This is a genomic window from Gracilibacillus massiliensis, assembly GCF_001458115.1.
GTDB classification, from domain to species: domain Bacteria; phylum Bacillota; class Bacilli; order Bacillales; family Amphibacillaceae; genus Gracilibacillus; species Gracilibacillus massiliensis.
Genome location: NZ_CZRP01000011.1, coordinates 90,027 through 105,454, shown reverse-complemented (window position 1 = coordinate 105,454; position 15,428 = coordinate 90,027). Strand labels below are relative to the sequence as shown.

Sequence of the window (15,428 nt, the reverse complement as noted above, 5' to 3'; positions counted from 1 at the left end):
AGTTTAACAAATTGTGAGGAAGGAATAAGAATAATGTGAAAGATAAAAGACTTCTTACCACAGAATATCTGAGTGAGAATCATTATAAAAACTAATTTTAAGAGGAGTGTTTGTAAATGAGTAAGAATAATGGTATGAGCGATAAGGTAAAAGGTGCAGTAAGTAAAGCGAAGGGCGAAGCAAAAGACCAAATAGGAAACGCAACTGACGATCCTAAAATGCAAGCCGAGGGTAAACTGGATAAAAAGAAAGGAAAAGTTCAAGATAACATTGGGGAAAGTAAAAATAAAGAAGATGAACAAAATAGACATTAAAAGTTTATCAATAGCCCATTTGGTAATGCATATAAAATCGCATTGCAAAATGGGCTATTTTTTTGAGGTAACAAAAGTATATGGATGAAGTGAAATGATTTTATAAGTTAAAACCACTTAGATTCTTTGCAAAAGCTCCAATCTTTTCGCCTAAGATATAACAGCGGTAAATTTAATTTATTTATAAATACTTTAAAGGAATTTTCGTTATACATATAGAAATAACTATAAACCAAACTTTAGAAAGCAGGTTAAATATAATGAGTTATACTAATCCAAACTGGAGAAATTCTGTTTTAGTTACGATCGACACACAAAATGACTTCAGTTTACCTGGTGCACCCGCTGAAATTGAGGGCACAATAGATATAGTCCCCAACATGAAAAAGTTATTAACTATTTATCGAAAATATGAATTACCTATCATACATGTTATTCGTTTGTATAAATCGGATGGCTCCAATGTAGATATTTGTCGCAGAGAAGCCGTCAGAAGTGGTTTGCATATTGTCACACCAGAGACGGAAGGTGCTGAATTAGTTGCTGAAATAACCCCTAATAATAATGCCAAGATTAATTCAAATTTATTGTTGAAAGGTGAATTTCAACTTATAGGAAGTAATGAATGGGTTATGTATAAACCTCGATGGGGCGCATTTTATAATACCAACCTGGAACAATTTTTGCGTACTAAAAAAGTTGATACTCTAGTTTTTTCCGGTTGTAATTTCCCTAATTGTCCCCGGACTTCCATTTACCAAGCAAGTGAAAGAGACTTCCGTATAGTGATGGTGCAGGATGCTATGTCTCAGGTTTACGAAAAAGGGATAGAAGAAATGAAAAATATAGGAGTAAATGTTTTAGAAAGCAATGAAATTAAAGATATATTACGAGCACATGAAAAACTAAAATAATAATGAATTTCGACCACACTTTACTAACGATTGTATCCTTAACTTTCACCAGCATAAAGTGAGACTTATAAGGAAGTTTACGGACTGTTACTTCGTGATAACTGCTGCACCGCTTCCTCAATACGATGTTTTGTTATCTTAAAATGTGATGTATTCCATACAATTTGCTGTTTATCTATAAGAAAAATCTGAGGTGATTTATGGGGGATTCCTGTATCTTTTGCAATCTGATTGGATACTGGTCTATTCTCAATAACTTTCACGGTATAGCAATCTATTATTTCTTTTTCTTCGAAAGCTTTCACGTGCTTGAAGGCTCTAGCACTAATCATACAAGAAGTACTATGTTTATATACCAATAGCGGCAACTCCATTGATCGTTCCCATATTTCAGACCATTGTTCAAGGGTTGTCAGGTAATTGATAACTTTCACATTTCTCACTCCATTCCACTATATTCTACTGACTACGTTTATCCAAGATGATGCCAAAGACTAATCCCAACGCAATTCCTAATGCAAGGCTCGTCGCTATTTGATCAATTGCTACGCCTACACTAGTTCCAATAGCTGCGCCAAGAGCAATACCTAAACCACGAAACTTAGATTTTCCCATATTCATTTTCCTCTCCATTTAGGATTGATTGTTTTTATTAAGTGAGATATGTCAGCTGAATTCCTCCCCACTCACTTGTTTATGCGTGAAGTGGGGAGTTTTATAAAAAATTACGGCTTAATAAAACCTTTTTCCAATTATACGTTTCACAAGAGTTTAAGTTTCATTCTTTTAGTGTCAGTTTATCATTCAGTAACATTGAGCAAGTAACACAATTTAACTCTGTAAATAATTTTAAAGCAAAATCAGCGAATCTGGATAATGTTCACAGAATGTGGCTTCACTTCAATCTCCATATCGTTCTCAAAATCCCCTAATGCTTCTTGATAGATAGCCACTTCCTCACGGTCCACATCATTATAGGAATCTTTTGTTTCTCCACTAATGCAAAATAAGGTTACTTGATTACCATTAGCCGGTAGAGAAAGTTTGATTTTTTGGTGATTAACCGGATCCTTGTTCACCACAGCTAAAGCAATACCTGTTTGATCGGACCATTTAGTTGCAAGAATATCAAGACTCTCTAATTCTAGTTCTGTTCCACTTTTATTTTGAACGGACATTGTCGGTACTTCTTCAGACCATGAATCAATGATTGTATCACCCAAATAATTTACATATAAATCAAATACGTGATACGTTGATCGCAAAACAATGCCTTCATCATGACTGTAGATACAGCCTCGTGTATTTAAAATGGGGGCAAAATTGGCCATTCCAACAATATCGCAATTTCGATTCATCGCATTGAGAAAACTTGCCGTAAATACCGCATCTGCCATCGTGTATTGACTGTTGTCATCATTTTTGTCACGAGGATCAATATAATCTTTTTTATCTATGCCCTGTTTGATCGTATGTACATTAGGATGGTGCCAGCTTCTTAGATTCCATTCGTCGAAAGCGATTTTTATTTTTTTATCAAGCTTCATCGCTTGCAGCAAGCCTCTCACCTCTGTTACGGCATGATCAATATGTTGAGTGAAAGCGATCGACGCTTCATAGTCGGCAAGATCATTCACTTCGGGAACCATATCCCAATATTCATGAATCGAAATCCAGTCAAGAAACTCCCCGCAATGCTTTAACAAATTGACATTCCAATCGACATTAGGCAAGGCAGCAGCGGAAAGCTCGACCTTAGGATCCGCATGCTTCATCATTTTTGCTGATTCTAAAACCAATCGTCCCCACTCTTCTGCTGATTTTGCGCCAATTTCCCATGATCCATAATTTTCGTTCCCGATACTCCAGTATTTCACATTAAACGGCTCTTGGTGGCCATTTTGAATGCGCCATTTCGCATATTGGCCTTCATCTTCAAGATTGCAATATTCTACCCAATCACTCATCTCTTCTGCCGTACCTGTTCCTGCGTTGGTACAAATATACGGTTCACTCCCTATTTTTTCACAGAGCTTTATAAATTCATCTGTACCAAATGTATTCGGATCTTCTACTCGCCAAGCTTTATCGAAAAAAGGCTTTCTATCTTCCCCAACAGCATCTTTCCAATGATAGGAGGAGACAAAGCATCCTCCTGGCCACCTCAGAATCGGAACCTGGATTTTCCGCATCGCTTCAATAATATCGGTCCGAAAACCATCTTGATCCGATAGTGGTGAATCGGGATCATAGATGCCATTATAGATTTGTCTGTGAAAATGCTCGATAAAATGCCCATAAATCATTTTGTCTCTTTTGCCAAGTGTTCTATTTTGATTAATTGTGATTTTCACCATTCCATTCATCCTTTCTCAACAAATCAGAATTTTGCCTTTATATGATAACGCTTACTTCTAGTATAGCTCAACCTTTCTAAATTTAAAAAAATCCCGCTTCAAAATGAAAGCGGGATTTTAATTCATGAAAAATATCTAAATTTTGCTTTATAGTCTTTCTCCATTAGTCTCAATTACATCTTTGTACCAATAAAACGATTTTTTACGACTTCTATCTAACGTTCCTTTGCCTTCATCATCTTTATCGACATAGATAAAACCATAACGCTTAGACATTTCGCCAGTTGATGCACTTACTAAGTCAATGCAACCCCAGGCTGTGTAACCCATGAGATCCACACCGTCTTCGATAGCCTCACCCATTGCTGTGATGTGATCATGCAAGTAGGCAATACGATAATCATCTTGGACAGAACCATCTTCTTCTACTTTGTCATATGCACCTAGACCATTCTCGACGACAAACAACGGAATACGGTAACGGTCGTATAATTGATTCAAGGCAATTCTTAAACCGGTAGGATCGATTTCCCATCCCCAATCGCTAGCCTTCAGAAATGGATTACGAACACCTGACATAATATTACCGTCTGCACCGTCCTGATCTGATTTATCTAATTTCTCCGTGCGTGACATGTAATAACTGAAACCAATATAATCCACAGTATGTTCTTTAATTAGTTCTAAATCGCCTTCTCTAATATCTAATTCGATGTTATTTTCTTTAAAATAGCGAGTCATAAATGCTGGATATTCACCACGCACCTGAACATCTGCACAATAATAATTAAAGAGACGCTCTTCTTCTAAGGCATACATCACATTGCCAGGATGTGAGTCATAGGAATAGACAGGAGCATAAATAATCATACAGCCGATTTGGGCATCTGGAATGATTTCATGACAAGCTTTCACCGCTAAACTGCTTGCGACAAACTGATGGTGAAAGGCTTGGAAGGTTGGTGTATATTTGTCCTCTTCCTTTTCGATAGAAAAACCTAAGCCCATGATTGGCATCACTAAACCACTATTGATTTCATTAAAGGTCATCCAGTATTTCACTTTATCTTTATAACGGTTAAAAATCGCATGTACATAACGCTCAAAGAATGTCACCACTTCACGACTTCTCCAGCCACCATAATTTTTCACTAAATCTACTGGCATTTCATAGTGGGAGATCGTTACAACCGGTTCAATGCCGTGCTTGTGTAATTCGTCAAATACACGGTCATAGAAAGCTAAGCCTTCTTCATTTGGTTCTTTCTCATCACCTTTTGGAAAAATACGAGTCCACGCTATTGACATACGGAATACTTTAAATCCCATTTCGGCAAAGAGTGCTATATCCTCTTTATAACGATGATAAAAATCAATTGCTTCATGGTTTGGGTAGCTATATTTTTCTTTATCGATTTCAAAATTAAAGCCTGGTTCTTTTAAAATATTTAGACGTCCTTTGCCACCTGGCAAGACATCGGCAATATTTAATCCTTTATTACCCTCGTGAAAACCACCTTCGATTTGATTAGCAGCAGTTGCGCCACCCCATAAGAAATTTTCAGGGAATTGATATGTTTTATTAGACATGATGTTGCCTCCTATTCGATATTTTCTCCATTTGATTCAATCACTTGCTGATACCAATGAAAACTTTTTTTCTTACTTCTGTTCAATGTTCCATTTCCTTGATTATCACGATCAACATAAATATATCCATAACGCTTTTTCATTTCACCTGTTGAGGCACTTACAATATCTATCGGCCCCCAGCTTGTATAACCAATGATCTCGACGCCATCTTTTAGTGCTTCTGCCATTTGTTTTATGTGCGCTCGTAAGTAAGCAATCCGATAGTCATCATTAATTTCTTTATCTTGATCGAATTGATCAATCGCACCTAATCCATTTTCTACTACAAATAGCGGTTTTTGATAGCGATCGTAGAGTTGATTAGCGGTAATACGGAAACCTTTTGGATCAATCGTCCATCCCCATTCAGAGGCTTCTAAATATGGATTGGTGATTGAATCGAATACATTTCCTGCAGTATGATTCTTTAATATTTCAGGGTCTGTACTGGTAGTGCGGGAACTGTAATAACTAAACCCAATGTAATCTACTGTGTTATCCCTTAATAATTCCTCATCCCCGGCTTCGATCTTCAGTTCAATATTATTCTCTTCAAAAAAGCGTTTTGCATAACCTGGATATTTACCTCGAGATTGCACATCAATAAAAAAGAAGGATTCACGGTCTTGATCCATTGCCTTTTGCACATCATCAGGATTACAAGCATATGGATAGGTCATCCCGGCTGCCAACATACAACCAATTTGGGCATCCGGAATAATCTCATGACCCGCTTTTACTGCCAACGCACTGGCAACTAACTGATGATGTGCCGCCTGATACATGACTTGCTGTTTGTCTTCCCCTTCTTTAAAGATAAGACCTGCTCCAACAAATGGTAGGTGCAACAACATATTTATCTCATTAAAGGTTAACCAATACTTCACTTTATCCTTATACCTAGTAAAAACGGTTTTTGCGTATTTCTCAAAAAAGTCTACTACTTTTCGATTCTTCCAACTGCCATATTCTTTCACCAAATGTACAGGAACATCAAAATGTGCCAATGTCACTACAGGTTCAATTCCATACTTATTTAGTTCATCTAAGACATTGTCATAAAATTGCAATCCTGCTTCATTCGGTTGATTATCATCCCCATTTGGAAAAATCCGTGCCCATGATATAGATAGACGGAATGACTTAAATCCCATCTCTGCAAAAAGGGCAATATCTTCTTTGTAACGGTGATAAAAATCAATTGCTTCGTGTGATGGATAGAATTCATTTTTTTCTGGAGTATAGTTTTCTATCTCACCAAACATCATTGGAAAGCGCTTCTCACCAGTTGGTAATAAATCAACGGTTGTTAATCCTTTTCCATCTTTCAAGTACGCTCCTTCTACTTGATTTGCGGCTACAGCTCCACCCCAAAGAAAATCCTTTGGAAATTTAGTTGTCATCATACAGTCCCCCTATGGAAAAAGGAGCTTGGAACAGCCCCTTTTTTTATTTAGTTGTTAACTCAAGAACATCATTCTCTAGAGTAACATTTGAATGCTCGGTTACTTTTACTTGATATTGATCATGATTGGTTATTACTACGGGTGTTGTGATTTTAAAGCCCGCTTTTTCAATATTATCAATCTCAAATGTTACTAATTCTTGTCCTTTTTCAACACGATCACCTTGCTGTAAGGAAGTTTCAAAATATTTGCCATCAAGTTGCACCGTATCAAGTCCGATATGCATCAAAATCTCCGCACCGTTATCAGAAGTAATACCAACCGCATGCTTTGTAGGGAACAAAGCAGAAATCGTACCTGAAACCGGTGCTACTAATATACCTTCTGTCGGTTCAATCGCAACACCTTTTCCTAGTGCGCCAGATGCGAATGCAGTATCATCGATTTCTTCTAATTTTTTCATTTTTCCTGTTAAAGGACTTGTTATAACTTCACTTTTGATTTCTATTTCGTTATTGTTTAAAGATTCTTGACTTGTTGACCCTTCAGTTGTTTCTGTTGCTGCTTCCGCTTTTCTAATACCACCAAAGAAATAAGTGAGAACAAATGCCAATACTCCTGCAACAATCATCGCAATGATCGAAGCATAAAAGGATAGATTTAATCCTTCTTCAGGGTGAATAAAACTTGGTATTTGGAAGACACCTAATCCAGCCATTTCGTAACCAAGTGTTCCAAAAGCACCCAGTATGGCACCACCAACAGCTGATGATATAACAGTAAAAACAAATGGCCATTTAAGTGGTAAAGCAACACCATACATACCTGGTTCTGTTACACCAAATATCGCCGAAACAATCGCAGGTGGTGTTAATACTTTTGTTTTTTGATTTTTTGTTTTTATGATAACAGCAGTTAAAGCACCTGCTAATGCAAAGGAATGCGCAAAAATCAGCACTAAAATCGGGTCTTGTCCTAGTGTAGCCAAATTATTAATTGCAACAGGGATAAGTCCCCAATGTAAACCGAACATAACAAACACTAACCAAAAACCACCAATAAATGTACCTGCAATAATTGGACTTAATTCATAGATACCAACACTTGCCGACCCTAATAATTGACTTGCCCATGTTGCAATCGGCCCGATGATAATAAAAGTTAATGGAATAATGATTATCATCGTTAATAATGGTACTAAGAACATTTTTAAAACACTTGGAACAATTTTCGCAAAAGCTGTTTCGATTTTAGCTGCAAAGAATGTTGCAAGAATTATTGGAATAACGGACATCGAATAGGTCATTAAAATGACTGGTATTCCTAAAAACTCAATATATACTGGTGATTCAAACATCGTTCCCGCAAATAGCGTGTACAACGGATCGCCTGAAGCAGGTATTCCTTCTAAATCTGGATATAATAGCGCCATTGCTATAACCATACCTAAGAACGGGGTTCCACCAAATTTTTTCATTGCGGTATAACCTAAGATGATTGGCAAGAAATAGAATAGTCCGTCACCAATAGCATTCAGAATTTGATACGTCCCATCCCCTTCTTCTAATAATCCAATTGCTACAAATAGGGCATTAAACCCTTTTAAAACACCTGAAGCTACTAACACAGATAGAATCGGTGTGAAAATCCCAGAAATCATATCGATAAAGCGATTTAAAAGATTTCCTTTGTCTTCATTTGGATCTACTTCACCTTTTGCTTCGAATCCGCCTTCAGCTGCCACAGCTTTATAGACATCTGCCACATGGTTGCCAATAACTACTTGATATTGACCACCACTTTTACGAACGGTTACAACATCGTCCATATTGTTTAAAGCTTCTGTATTTGCTTTACTTTCATCTTTCAATTTAAAGCGAAGTCGTGTAATACAATGAACCACACTGTTTACGTTTTCTTTGCCACCAACATGCTGAATAATATCTTTTGCTAACTGTTGATATTTCATCTCACTTTCACCCCTCTATTTTTTTATGAAAGCTTTCATTTAAGTTGTAAGAAAGCTACTTTGGGCAAATAAAAAACCTGAACGAACTGGTATCTACACACGCAACAATAGCGATGTGCTTCCAATCCATTCAGGTTATGCCCAATAAAGGTAACATTCCTTACTTTTCCTATAGGTTTTGTTAAAAATAATTTATCATCTTCTCTTTCAAATGTCAATCAAAAATTAAAACGTTTTCTTATTTTTTAGTTCATCTTTTTTTGCCGATAGGTAACGCGATGAATATGAATCGTCAAATACACCATATCATCCACCGATAAGACCCACTGATAATTCTTTTCTAAGAACGTTGCAATTTTTTCTGCGCATTTGAAAGCCTGATGATATTTAGTTTGAACTTGCTCATAAAAGAACGTATCGATCGTTTCTTCCATTTGTTCTTTACGCAAATAACGGATCGCAAAAAATCGCAAATGTGTTAAAAACCGTTCATAGTTGATCGAATTTTCATCTAATTCGGTTTTATAATGATATTTCACGATATTTAAAGTCTTGTTAACAACTTCTGTAACCTGAACAGCCATGTCCATATTTTCACCAGATAACTGACTGTTTACTAAATGTAAGGCAATCGAGGCTGCTTCATCCTCATCCATTTTTATACCTGTGTATTCTTCTATAATCGTCAATGAGTGCAAACCAATGTCAAATTCTGTTTTATAATATTTGCGAATCTCAAATAGCAAGGTGTTTTTTAGTTGAATGCCCTCCTTCATTCTCGTGATCGCAAAGCTGATATGATCGGTTAATGCAATATATAAATAATCATTGAGCTTATACGGTAATTTCGCCCGGGCATACTCATAAATTTCGGAAGCAATATCTAAGTATTTATCTGATGTGTTTTGTAATAGCTGATTTAATTTTTCACTTGTATCTGTATCCTGTAGAACAAAATGCTTTTCGATCTTTTCCTTTTCAATATTTTGTCCTACTTTCTTTTGAAATGCTAAGCCTTTTCCCATAACAACCATTTCCTGGCCATGCTGGTTCGTAGTGACGACGACATTGTTATTCAACACTTTATTAATTTTCATATCACACATCCTTTTATTCGATATTTTTGGACGCTAAACTTATTTTACCCTATTAATTCAAAAGGAGGAAACGCCTTGCAATAAAAAAACCTAAGCAATTGAATAGTACACACCTCTCCACAGATGGTGAGTAATGTATCATTCAATAACTTAGGTTTTGCCTGCCTACCCAGTAACAATCCTAGAATTATTCAGTATATTGTAACCGCTTTTATAATCAATTATAACTATTTTAAATTAGATGTCAAGAGTGAAAGAAGGACTTTTCAATTAGTCAGTATAGCATAGTATATTAATAACCGCCAGAGTAGTATATACTATTTCTGACGATGGTTTTATTTTTAGATTAAGCAAAAATAGAATTTTGCCAATACTTGACGTTATCTGAAACTTTTAATGCTTTGAATCGTAAATATAAGTAAGTATCAAGTTAGGAGTCGATAAAGATGTATAGGTTTCTGTCTATAGTCATCGGGATATTCTTCACCATTCCTATGATGTCCATAATATGGTTGATTAGTTTCTTCGCAATCGATCTATCCTTTTGGCTATCATCATTGATATCTTTGATCGGTGCTGGCCTAACGACGTCGGTGATTTTTATTTCTATCTATTTTCGGTTTCTGAAAAAGAATCAGCTACGTATGAAAGATTACCACTATATTCGTAAAAATTTAGCTGAAGCGAATCTTAAAATTCACCGGATGCAAAAAGCACTATTTGCGGTTCGCAATTTATTCTTTTTAAAAGAGAACATGGAGTTATTACGAGTAATTAAAAAAATATATCGTGTTACGAAGAAGGATCCTAAGCGCTTCTTTCAAGGTGAGGAATTCTATTTTTCTCATTTGGATTCCGCAGTCGAATTAACAGAAAAGTATGCACTACTTTCGACACAACCGAAGAAAAACGTAGAAATAGAACAAGTTCTTGATCAAACACGTCATACCTTAAAAGATATTAAAACTAGTATAGAAAAAGACCTCCATCATATTCTTTCGGATGATATTGAGCAGTTACAGTTTGAAGTAGATTTTGCTAAGTACACGACAAAACAAAAAGAAAGGTTGGAAGATAAATGAATCCTGATGATAATAACAATTTAGTTGATGACCTACTAACAAATCCTTTTGATGAGCAAGATAACAAGCACGATATCCAGATAAATGAGAATAAGCAGCTGATCGATGTGCTTCCTGAAGACGACCAGGAAAGAGCACGTTCGCTCGCAACACAAATTGATCCTAAAAATCACAATGCGATCATTTCCTATGGGACACAAGCACAGGCAAAGTTATTAGACTTTTCCCACACCATGCTTGACCATGTCCAAAATAAGGATGTCGGTGAAGTCGGACAAGTTATCAGTGACCTAATGAAGAAATTTAATGATATCAACCCAGATGAATTAAATACCGAGAAAAAGGGTCTCAAACGTTTATTTAGCAAGCTTTCTAGCTCAGCACAGGAAACATTATCGAAGTATCAAAAAACGGGTGCACAAATTGACCGGATTACCGTAAAGCTAGAGCGAAACAAAGATGGGCTTCTTTCTGACATTGGAATGCTTGAAAAACTTTATGAACATAATAAGGAATATTTTAAAGGATTGAATGTTTATATTGCAGCTGGTGAGCTCAAGCTTGAAGAAATTCAGTTAAAAGAAATTCCTGCCTTAAGAAAAGAGGCAGAAGCTACCAATGATCAAATGAAATTTCAAGAAGTGAATGATATGCTACAATTCACCGATCGCTTGGAAAAACGACTTCATGACCTGAAATTAAGTCGCCAAATCACTACTCAAAGCGCACCACAAATACGATTAATCCAAAATACCAATCAAGTACTCGTTGAAAAGATTCAATCATCTATTCTAACAGCCATTCCTTTATGGAAAAATCAGATTGCGATAGCTCTAACGATGCTAAGACAGAAAAGTGCTGTAAATGCACAAAAACAAGTATCCAAAACAACGAATGACCTTTTACTAAAAAATGCGGAGATGTTAAAAACAAATACAGTTGAAACGGCAAAACTAAATGAACAGGGCCTTGTTGATATTGAAACGTTAAAGACAACACAAGAGAATTTAGTTTCTACATTGGAAGAGGTATTAAAGATACAGGACGATGGGCGAAAAAAGCGGTTGGAAGCAGAACAGGAAATAAGCACGATGGAACAGGAATTGAAACATAAACTTTTAGATATAAAAGAGCGCGAGTAATTTTCGAAATAAAAAAGCGTGCTAAAAACTCAACAAATAAGATACCCCTCCTTCCTTTGTTTGCTAAAGGATTGGAGGGGTGTCTTATTTTATTTCACCATAAATTATACCGATTAACCGAATAAATAGTTCCTGCATTTAACAATTATCTTCTGATTATTCAATAAGACGACTTTCTCTGGATTTTTGAACCGTTTTTTCAATTCGCTTTGCCAATATCGGTTTTAACAATACTCCTATTGTGAGCGAAATAATCAAGAAAAAGATCAGCATCACTGCATTTTCCCACGCTACTTCTGGAATGATACCACCAATCGCTTCCCTCAACAAATCAATCCCATAGGTAAATGGCATAAAAGGATGTAATGCTTGAAAAAACGGTGGCGCTACTTCAATTGGAAATGTCCCCCCTGCACTGGAAAGCTGTAATACTAGTAAAACAATCATTAGCGCTTTTCCGATATTACCTAAAATGGACGCGAATGTATAAACAATTGTCATAAACACCACCGCAATTAGCAATGAAAACAATATAAATTGTAATGGGGCACTCGCATAAACATTTAGAACCAATAAATCACCAATACTTACGATTAACCCTTGCAATATGGCAACAACTAAAAACAGAAGTAATCTGCCAAAATAAATTTGTCTTTGTGTATATTCATTGCGATTATCTAATCGATGTAAGTTTGTCGAAAGTAGATTAGAAAGCAACAAAGCACCAACCCATAAGCTTAATGTCGTATAAAAAGGTGCATTAGCTGATCCATAATTGGGAATTGGAAAAAGATCTTCTTGGACTAATTCTACCGGGCTCGCAAAGAAATCATTTTCTTCTGCAAGATCGTTGCGCAACAAGGAAATAAGCTCGTTTAATCTATCTTCACTTTCTAATTGCTGGACCTTATCAGTTGCTTCTGAAACGCCATCACTTAATTCTGGTAAATCATTTTTGCTAAAACTGGCAAGGTCATGGATAGATGATGCAAATGTATCCTTGTTTGCTTCCAATAAATCTGCTACTCTCAAATAGCTTTGTTCCATTTCAGGTAAGTCTTCATTCACGACTTTTGCCAAAGCATTCACTTTATCTTCTACTTCTGGCAAATCATTTTCGATAAAACCACTAAAAGCATGAACAGATTCTATAAATACTGGAAATGTTTGCTGTAATTTGTTATTAACCTCGTTCCATTGTTGCTCGATTTGGGGTAATTGCTCTTGAATTGCTGTCAGATCTGTTTCCAATGTAGCTAATGCATGATCGGCATCTGTTAGCATCTCCTGTAATGTATGGTTTAACTCTGTTAACTGGTCGACGTTCAAATCGGAATCTGTCACACTATCTTGTATCACGGAAAAGCTATTATTAAGGCTTTCTTCTCCATACTGATCAAGCCATGTTGCCATTGTATCTGTATGAGACTGAGCACTGGTAATATCTGTTTGAATCTGATCTCGATCCAGTGTTTGAGAGCGGACTACTCTATCCAAATTCTCTTTAAGAACAGAAAAGCTACTAGAAGCGTTCTCCATGTCAGTGATGAAGCTATTGATATTCTCATCTTGAGAAATATCATATAGATTGGAATACATTTGAATATTACTATCTAAATAAACAATGTGTTCGGTTAATTTTGCCTGTAATTGCTCCAGCTCCGTTTGATGCTCTGGAATATCTTGATTGTCTTTGATACTTTCCATCTCTGCACTTACTTCCGCTAGTGTCTTATTCATCTGCATAATCTGTGTTTGGAAGGACTGGACAAACGGATCCGCATTCCAACTCGTTTGCGAAATGAATTCTTGAAAATCTTCTTGATATTGATGAAGTGAACTTGCTTGTTCCTCAATATCTGCTAAAGTATCTTTATTTTGCTGCAATTGTTTTCTCACTTCTTGGACATGACTTACTGCATCTGTTAAAAACTGATCCACTTCCTCAAAATGTGAACCAATCTTGTCAAAGTCTTCAACCGCTTTTTCAATTGTTGGTAAGGCGTCTTCTACTTGTAGGATTGAATCACTTAACTGATATATTTTCGGAAATTGATCCTGTAACGATAAAATGAGTTCAGCACCTTCATGGATTTCTGGTATATAATCTCTTATTGATAAAAAATAGTCAATCTTGTCATCTATATTATCCCAATCCTGATCAATATCCTCGATAAAATGACCAACCTCAATAATTTCCGGCATATTCTGATCAAGATCAAACAAGGCATTCTCTACCTTCCGAATGGTAGGTAAGTTTTCTTCTAACTGAATCCCTAATTTATCAAATTCTTCAAATAAAGTGTGGGATGTCTCATTGACAAATTGATCATTTATGGTGTTGACGATAGAAGATGCACCGGCTGACGTCATTTTTGGTGCAATCGCGTTCTTTTTATCATTCACTTGATATTCAACACTTGCTTTTACCGGTTCACCTTCAATAACTTTTGCTAAATGTGCAGAAAAGTCTTCATTTATAAAAATACCAGCATAGTATTTACCATTTTTTATACCATCTTCTGCTTCTTGCCTGCTAGTGAACACCCAGCCCAAACTATTATTGTCTTTTAAATTTTCTTCTAATTGGTTTCCTAAATCAATCGATTCGTCTTCCACTTCCGCCCCGATGTCTTCATTGACAATCGCTACTTTGACGTCTTCTGTGTTTGAATAAGGATCCCACGAGGCACTTAAGTTAAACCAGGCATATAAGGAAGGCAAAACCGCTAAGCCAAGTAGTAATAAACCTACTAATGGAACCCGTATAATGTTACGTATATCTTGTATAAAAATGCTAAAAATGGTTTTCATGTATTCCACACCTCTTAATCTGATGGTGCTAAACCTTCTATAAAATAAAAATGAATTAAAGCCGCTACTTTATCCTTTGGAAGCACTTCTTGTTCGCGTTCCTTCCAATCATTCACTAAATTAATATACATTTTAAACATAAGGAAGGCCGTAAGCTTTGGTTCACATTGGCGTATTTCTTCGCGCTTAATAGCATCCGTAATTTTTTCTTCGATAAACAAACAAATTTCTTGCTCAAATGCTTGAAGTGACTCGCTGACAATGGAAGTTCCAATCTGTTTTGCCTCCTGTGATAATTTAATGATTAACTCATGTTGATCTCTAAAAGCTACGACATGATGCAAGACATCACTAAAATTATCGATAAAGGATTGCTCTAATTTAATTGCATTTTGCGCTACAATCCGCATTTCTTCCGCAACATTTTGAATAATTTCCTGTAACAACTCTTCTTTATTTGAAAAGTAGTTATAAATAGTCCCCTTGCCTACTTGAGCAATTTTCGAAACTTGATCCATTGTGGTTGCTTTATATCCAAAGCGCGAAAAGCACTCTGTAGCAGCATCCGTAATCTGCATTTTACGATTCATGTTAGATCACTCCTTATAAATGACTAAAATACTAATATGGTCATTTATACAATATATCATGTGTTTTGTATTACGTAAACTTTCAAGTTCGACAAATACAAAAAGGTTTTC

Annotated in this window: 13 protein-coding genes; 4 read left to right on the top strand and 9 right to left on the bottom strand. The window is 36.0% G+C overall.

Annotated features, from left to right (window positions below):
• The first annotated feature begins 116 nt into the window (after window positions 1-116).
• Together BN3107_RS04295 and BN3107_RS04290 are read left to right on the top strand one after the other, a co-directional pair.
• Entirely contained in the window at window positions 117-314 is a 198-nt protein-coding gene (locus BN3107_RS04295) for a CsbD family protein (protein WP_058306395.1), read from the top strand.
• 260 nt (window positions 315-574) lie between these two features.
• Window positions 575-1,228 (top strand): cysteine hydrolase family protein, encoded by a 654-nt coding sequence (locus BN3107_RS04290; protein WP_058306394.1) that lies wholly within the window; start codon window positions 575-577, stop codon window positions 1,226-1,228.
• A gap of 77 nt (window positions 1,229-1,305) precedes the next feature.
• Here the strand turns inward: BN3107_RS04290 and ytxJ are convergent, their stop codons facing one another.
• The 7 genes from ytxJ to licT form a co-directional block, all read right to left on the bottom strand.
• The gene (gene ytxJ / locus BN3107_RS04285; RefSeq protein ID WP_058306393.1) at window positions 1,306-1,662 is read right to left on the bottom strand and encodes a bacillithiol system redox-active protein YtxJ; all 357 of its coding nucleotides are present in this window, start codon (window positions 1,660-1,662) and stop codon (window positions 1,306-1,308) included.
• A gap of 25 nt (window positions 1,663-1,687) precedes the next feature.
• Window positions 1,688-1,843 (bottom strand): hypothetical protein, encoded by a 156-nt coding sequence (locus BN3107_RS19975; RefSeq protein ID WP_187371009.1) that lies wholly within the window; start codon window positions 1,841-1,843, stop codon window positions 1,688-1,690.
• Between the two features lie 245 nt (window positions 1,844-2,088).
• A complete protein-coding gene (locus BN3107_RS04280; RefSeq protein WP_058306392.1) occupies window positions 2,089-3,585 on the bottom strand; it encodes an alpha-L-arabinofuranosidase C-terminal domain-containing protein in 1,497 nt (498 codons plus the stop codon).
• Between the two features lie 147 nt (window positions 3,586-3,732).
• The gene (locus BN3107_RS04275) at window positions 3,733-5,175 is read right to left on the bottom strand and encodes a glycoside hydrolase family 1 protein (protein WP_058306391.1); all 1,443 of its coding nucleotides are present in this window, start codon (window positions 5,173-5,175) and stop codon (window positions 3,733-3,735) included.
• A gap of 11 nt (window positions 5,176-5,186) precedes the next feature.
• Entirely contained in the window at window positions 5,187-6,623 is a 1,437-nt protein-coding gene (locus BN3107_RS04270) for a 6-phospho-beta-glucosidase (RefSeq protein ID WP_058306390.1), read from the bottom strand.
• A gap of 43 nt (window positions 6,624-6,666) precedes the next feature.
• Entirely contained in the window at window positions 6,667-8,592 is a 1,926-nt protein-coding gene (locus tag BN3107_RS04265; RefSeq protein ID WP_058306389.1) for a beta-glucoside-specific PTS transporter subunit IIABC, read from the bottom strand.
• A gap of 245 nt (window positions 8,593-8,837) precedes the next feature.
• The gene (licT, locus tag BN3107_RS04260; protein WP_058306388.1) at window positions 8,838-9,689 is read right to left on the bottom strand and encodes a BglG family transcription antiterminator LicT; all 852 of its coding nucleotides are present in this window, start codon (window positions 9,687-9,689) and stop codon (window positions 8,838-8,840) included.
• Between the two features lie 446 nt (window positions 9,690-10,135).
• Here licT and BN3107_RS04255 point away from each other — a divergent pair, with 446 nt between their 5' ends.
• Both BN3107_RS04255 and BN3107_RS04250 read left to right on the top strand, forming a co-directional pair.
• A complete protein-coding gene (locus BN3107_RS04255) occupies window positions 10,136-10,771 on the top strand; it encodes a 5-bromo-4-chloroindolyl phosphate hydrolysis family protein (RefSeq protein ID WP_058306387.1) in 636 nt (211 codons plus the stop codon).
• The gene (locus BN3107_RS04250) at window positions 10,768-11,913 is read left to right on the top strand and encodes a toxic anion resistance protein (RefSeq protein WP_058306386.1); all 1,146 of its coding nucleotides are present in this window, start codon (window positions 10,768-10,770) and stop codon (window positions 11,911-11,913) included. Before BN3107_RS04255 ends, BN3107_RS04250 begins: the two co-directional genes overlap by 4 nt.
• Before the next feature lie 156 nt (window positions 11,914-12,069).
• Here BN3107_RS04250 and BN3107_RS04245 read toward each other — a convergent pair whose 3' ends face one another.
• Both BN3107_RS04245 and BN3107_RS04240 read right to left on the bottom strand, forming a co-directional pair.
• Entirely contained in the window at window positions 12,070-14,727 is a 2,658-nt protein-coding gene (locus BN3107_RS04245) for a YhgE/Pip domain-containing protein (RefSeq protein WP_058306385.1), read from the bottom strand.
• 14 nt (window positions 14,728-14,741) lie between these two features.
• A complete protein-coding gene (locus BN3107_RS04240) occupies window positions 14,742-15,317 on the bottom strand; it encodes a TetR/AcrR family transcriptional regulator (RefSeq protein WP_058306384.1) in 576 nt (191 codons plus the stop codon).
• Window positions 15,318-15,428 lie beyond the last annotated feature (111 nt).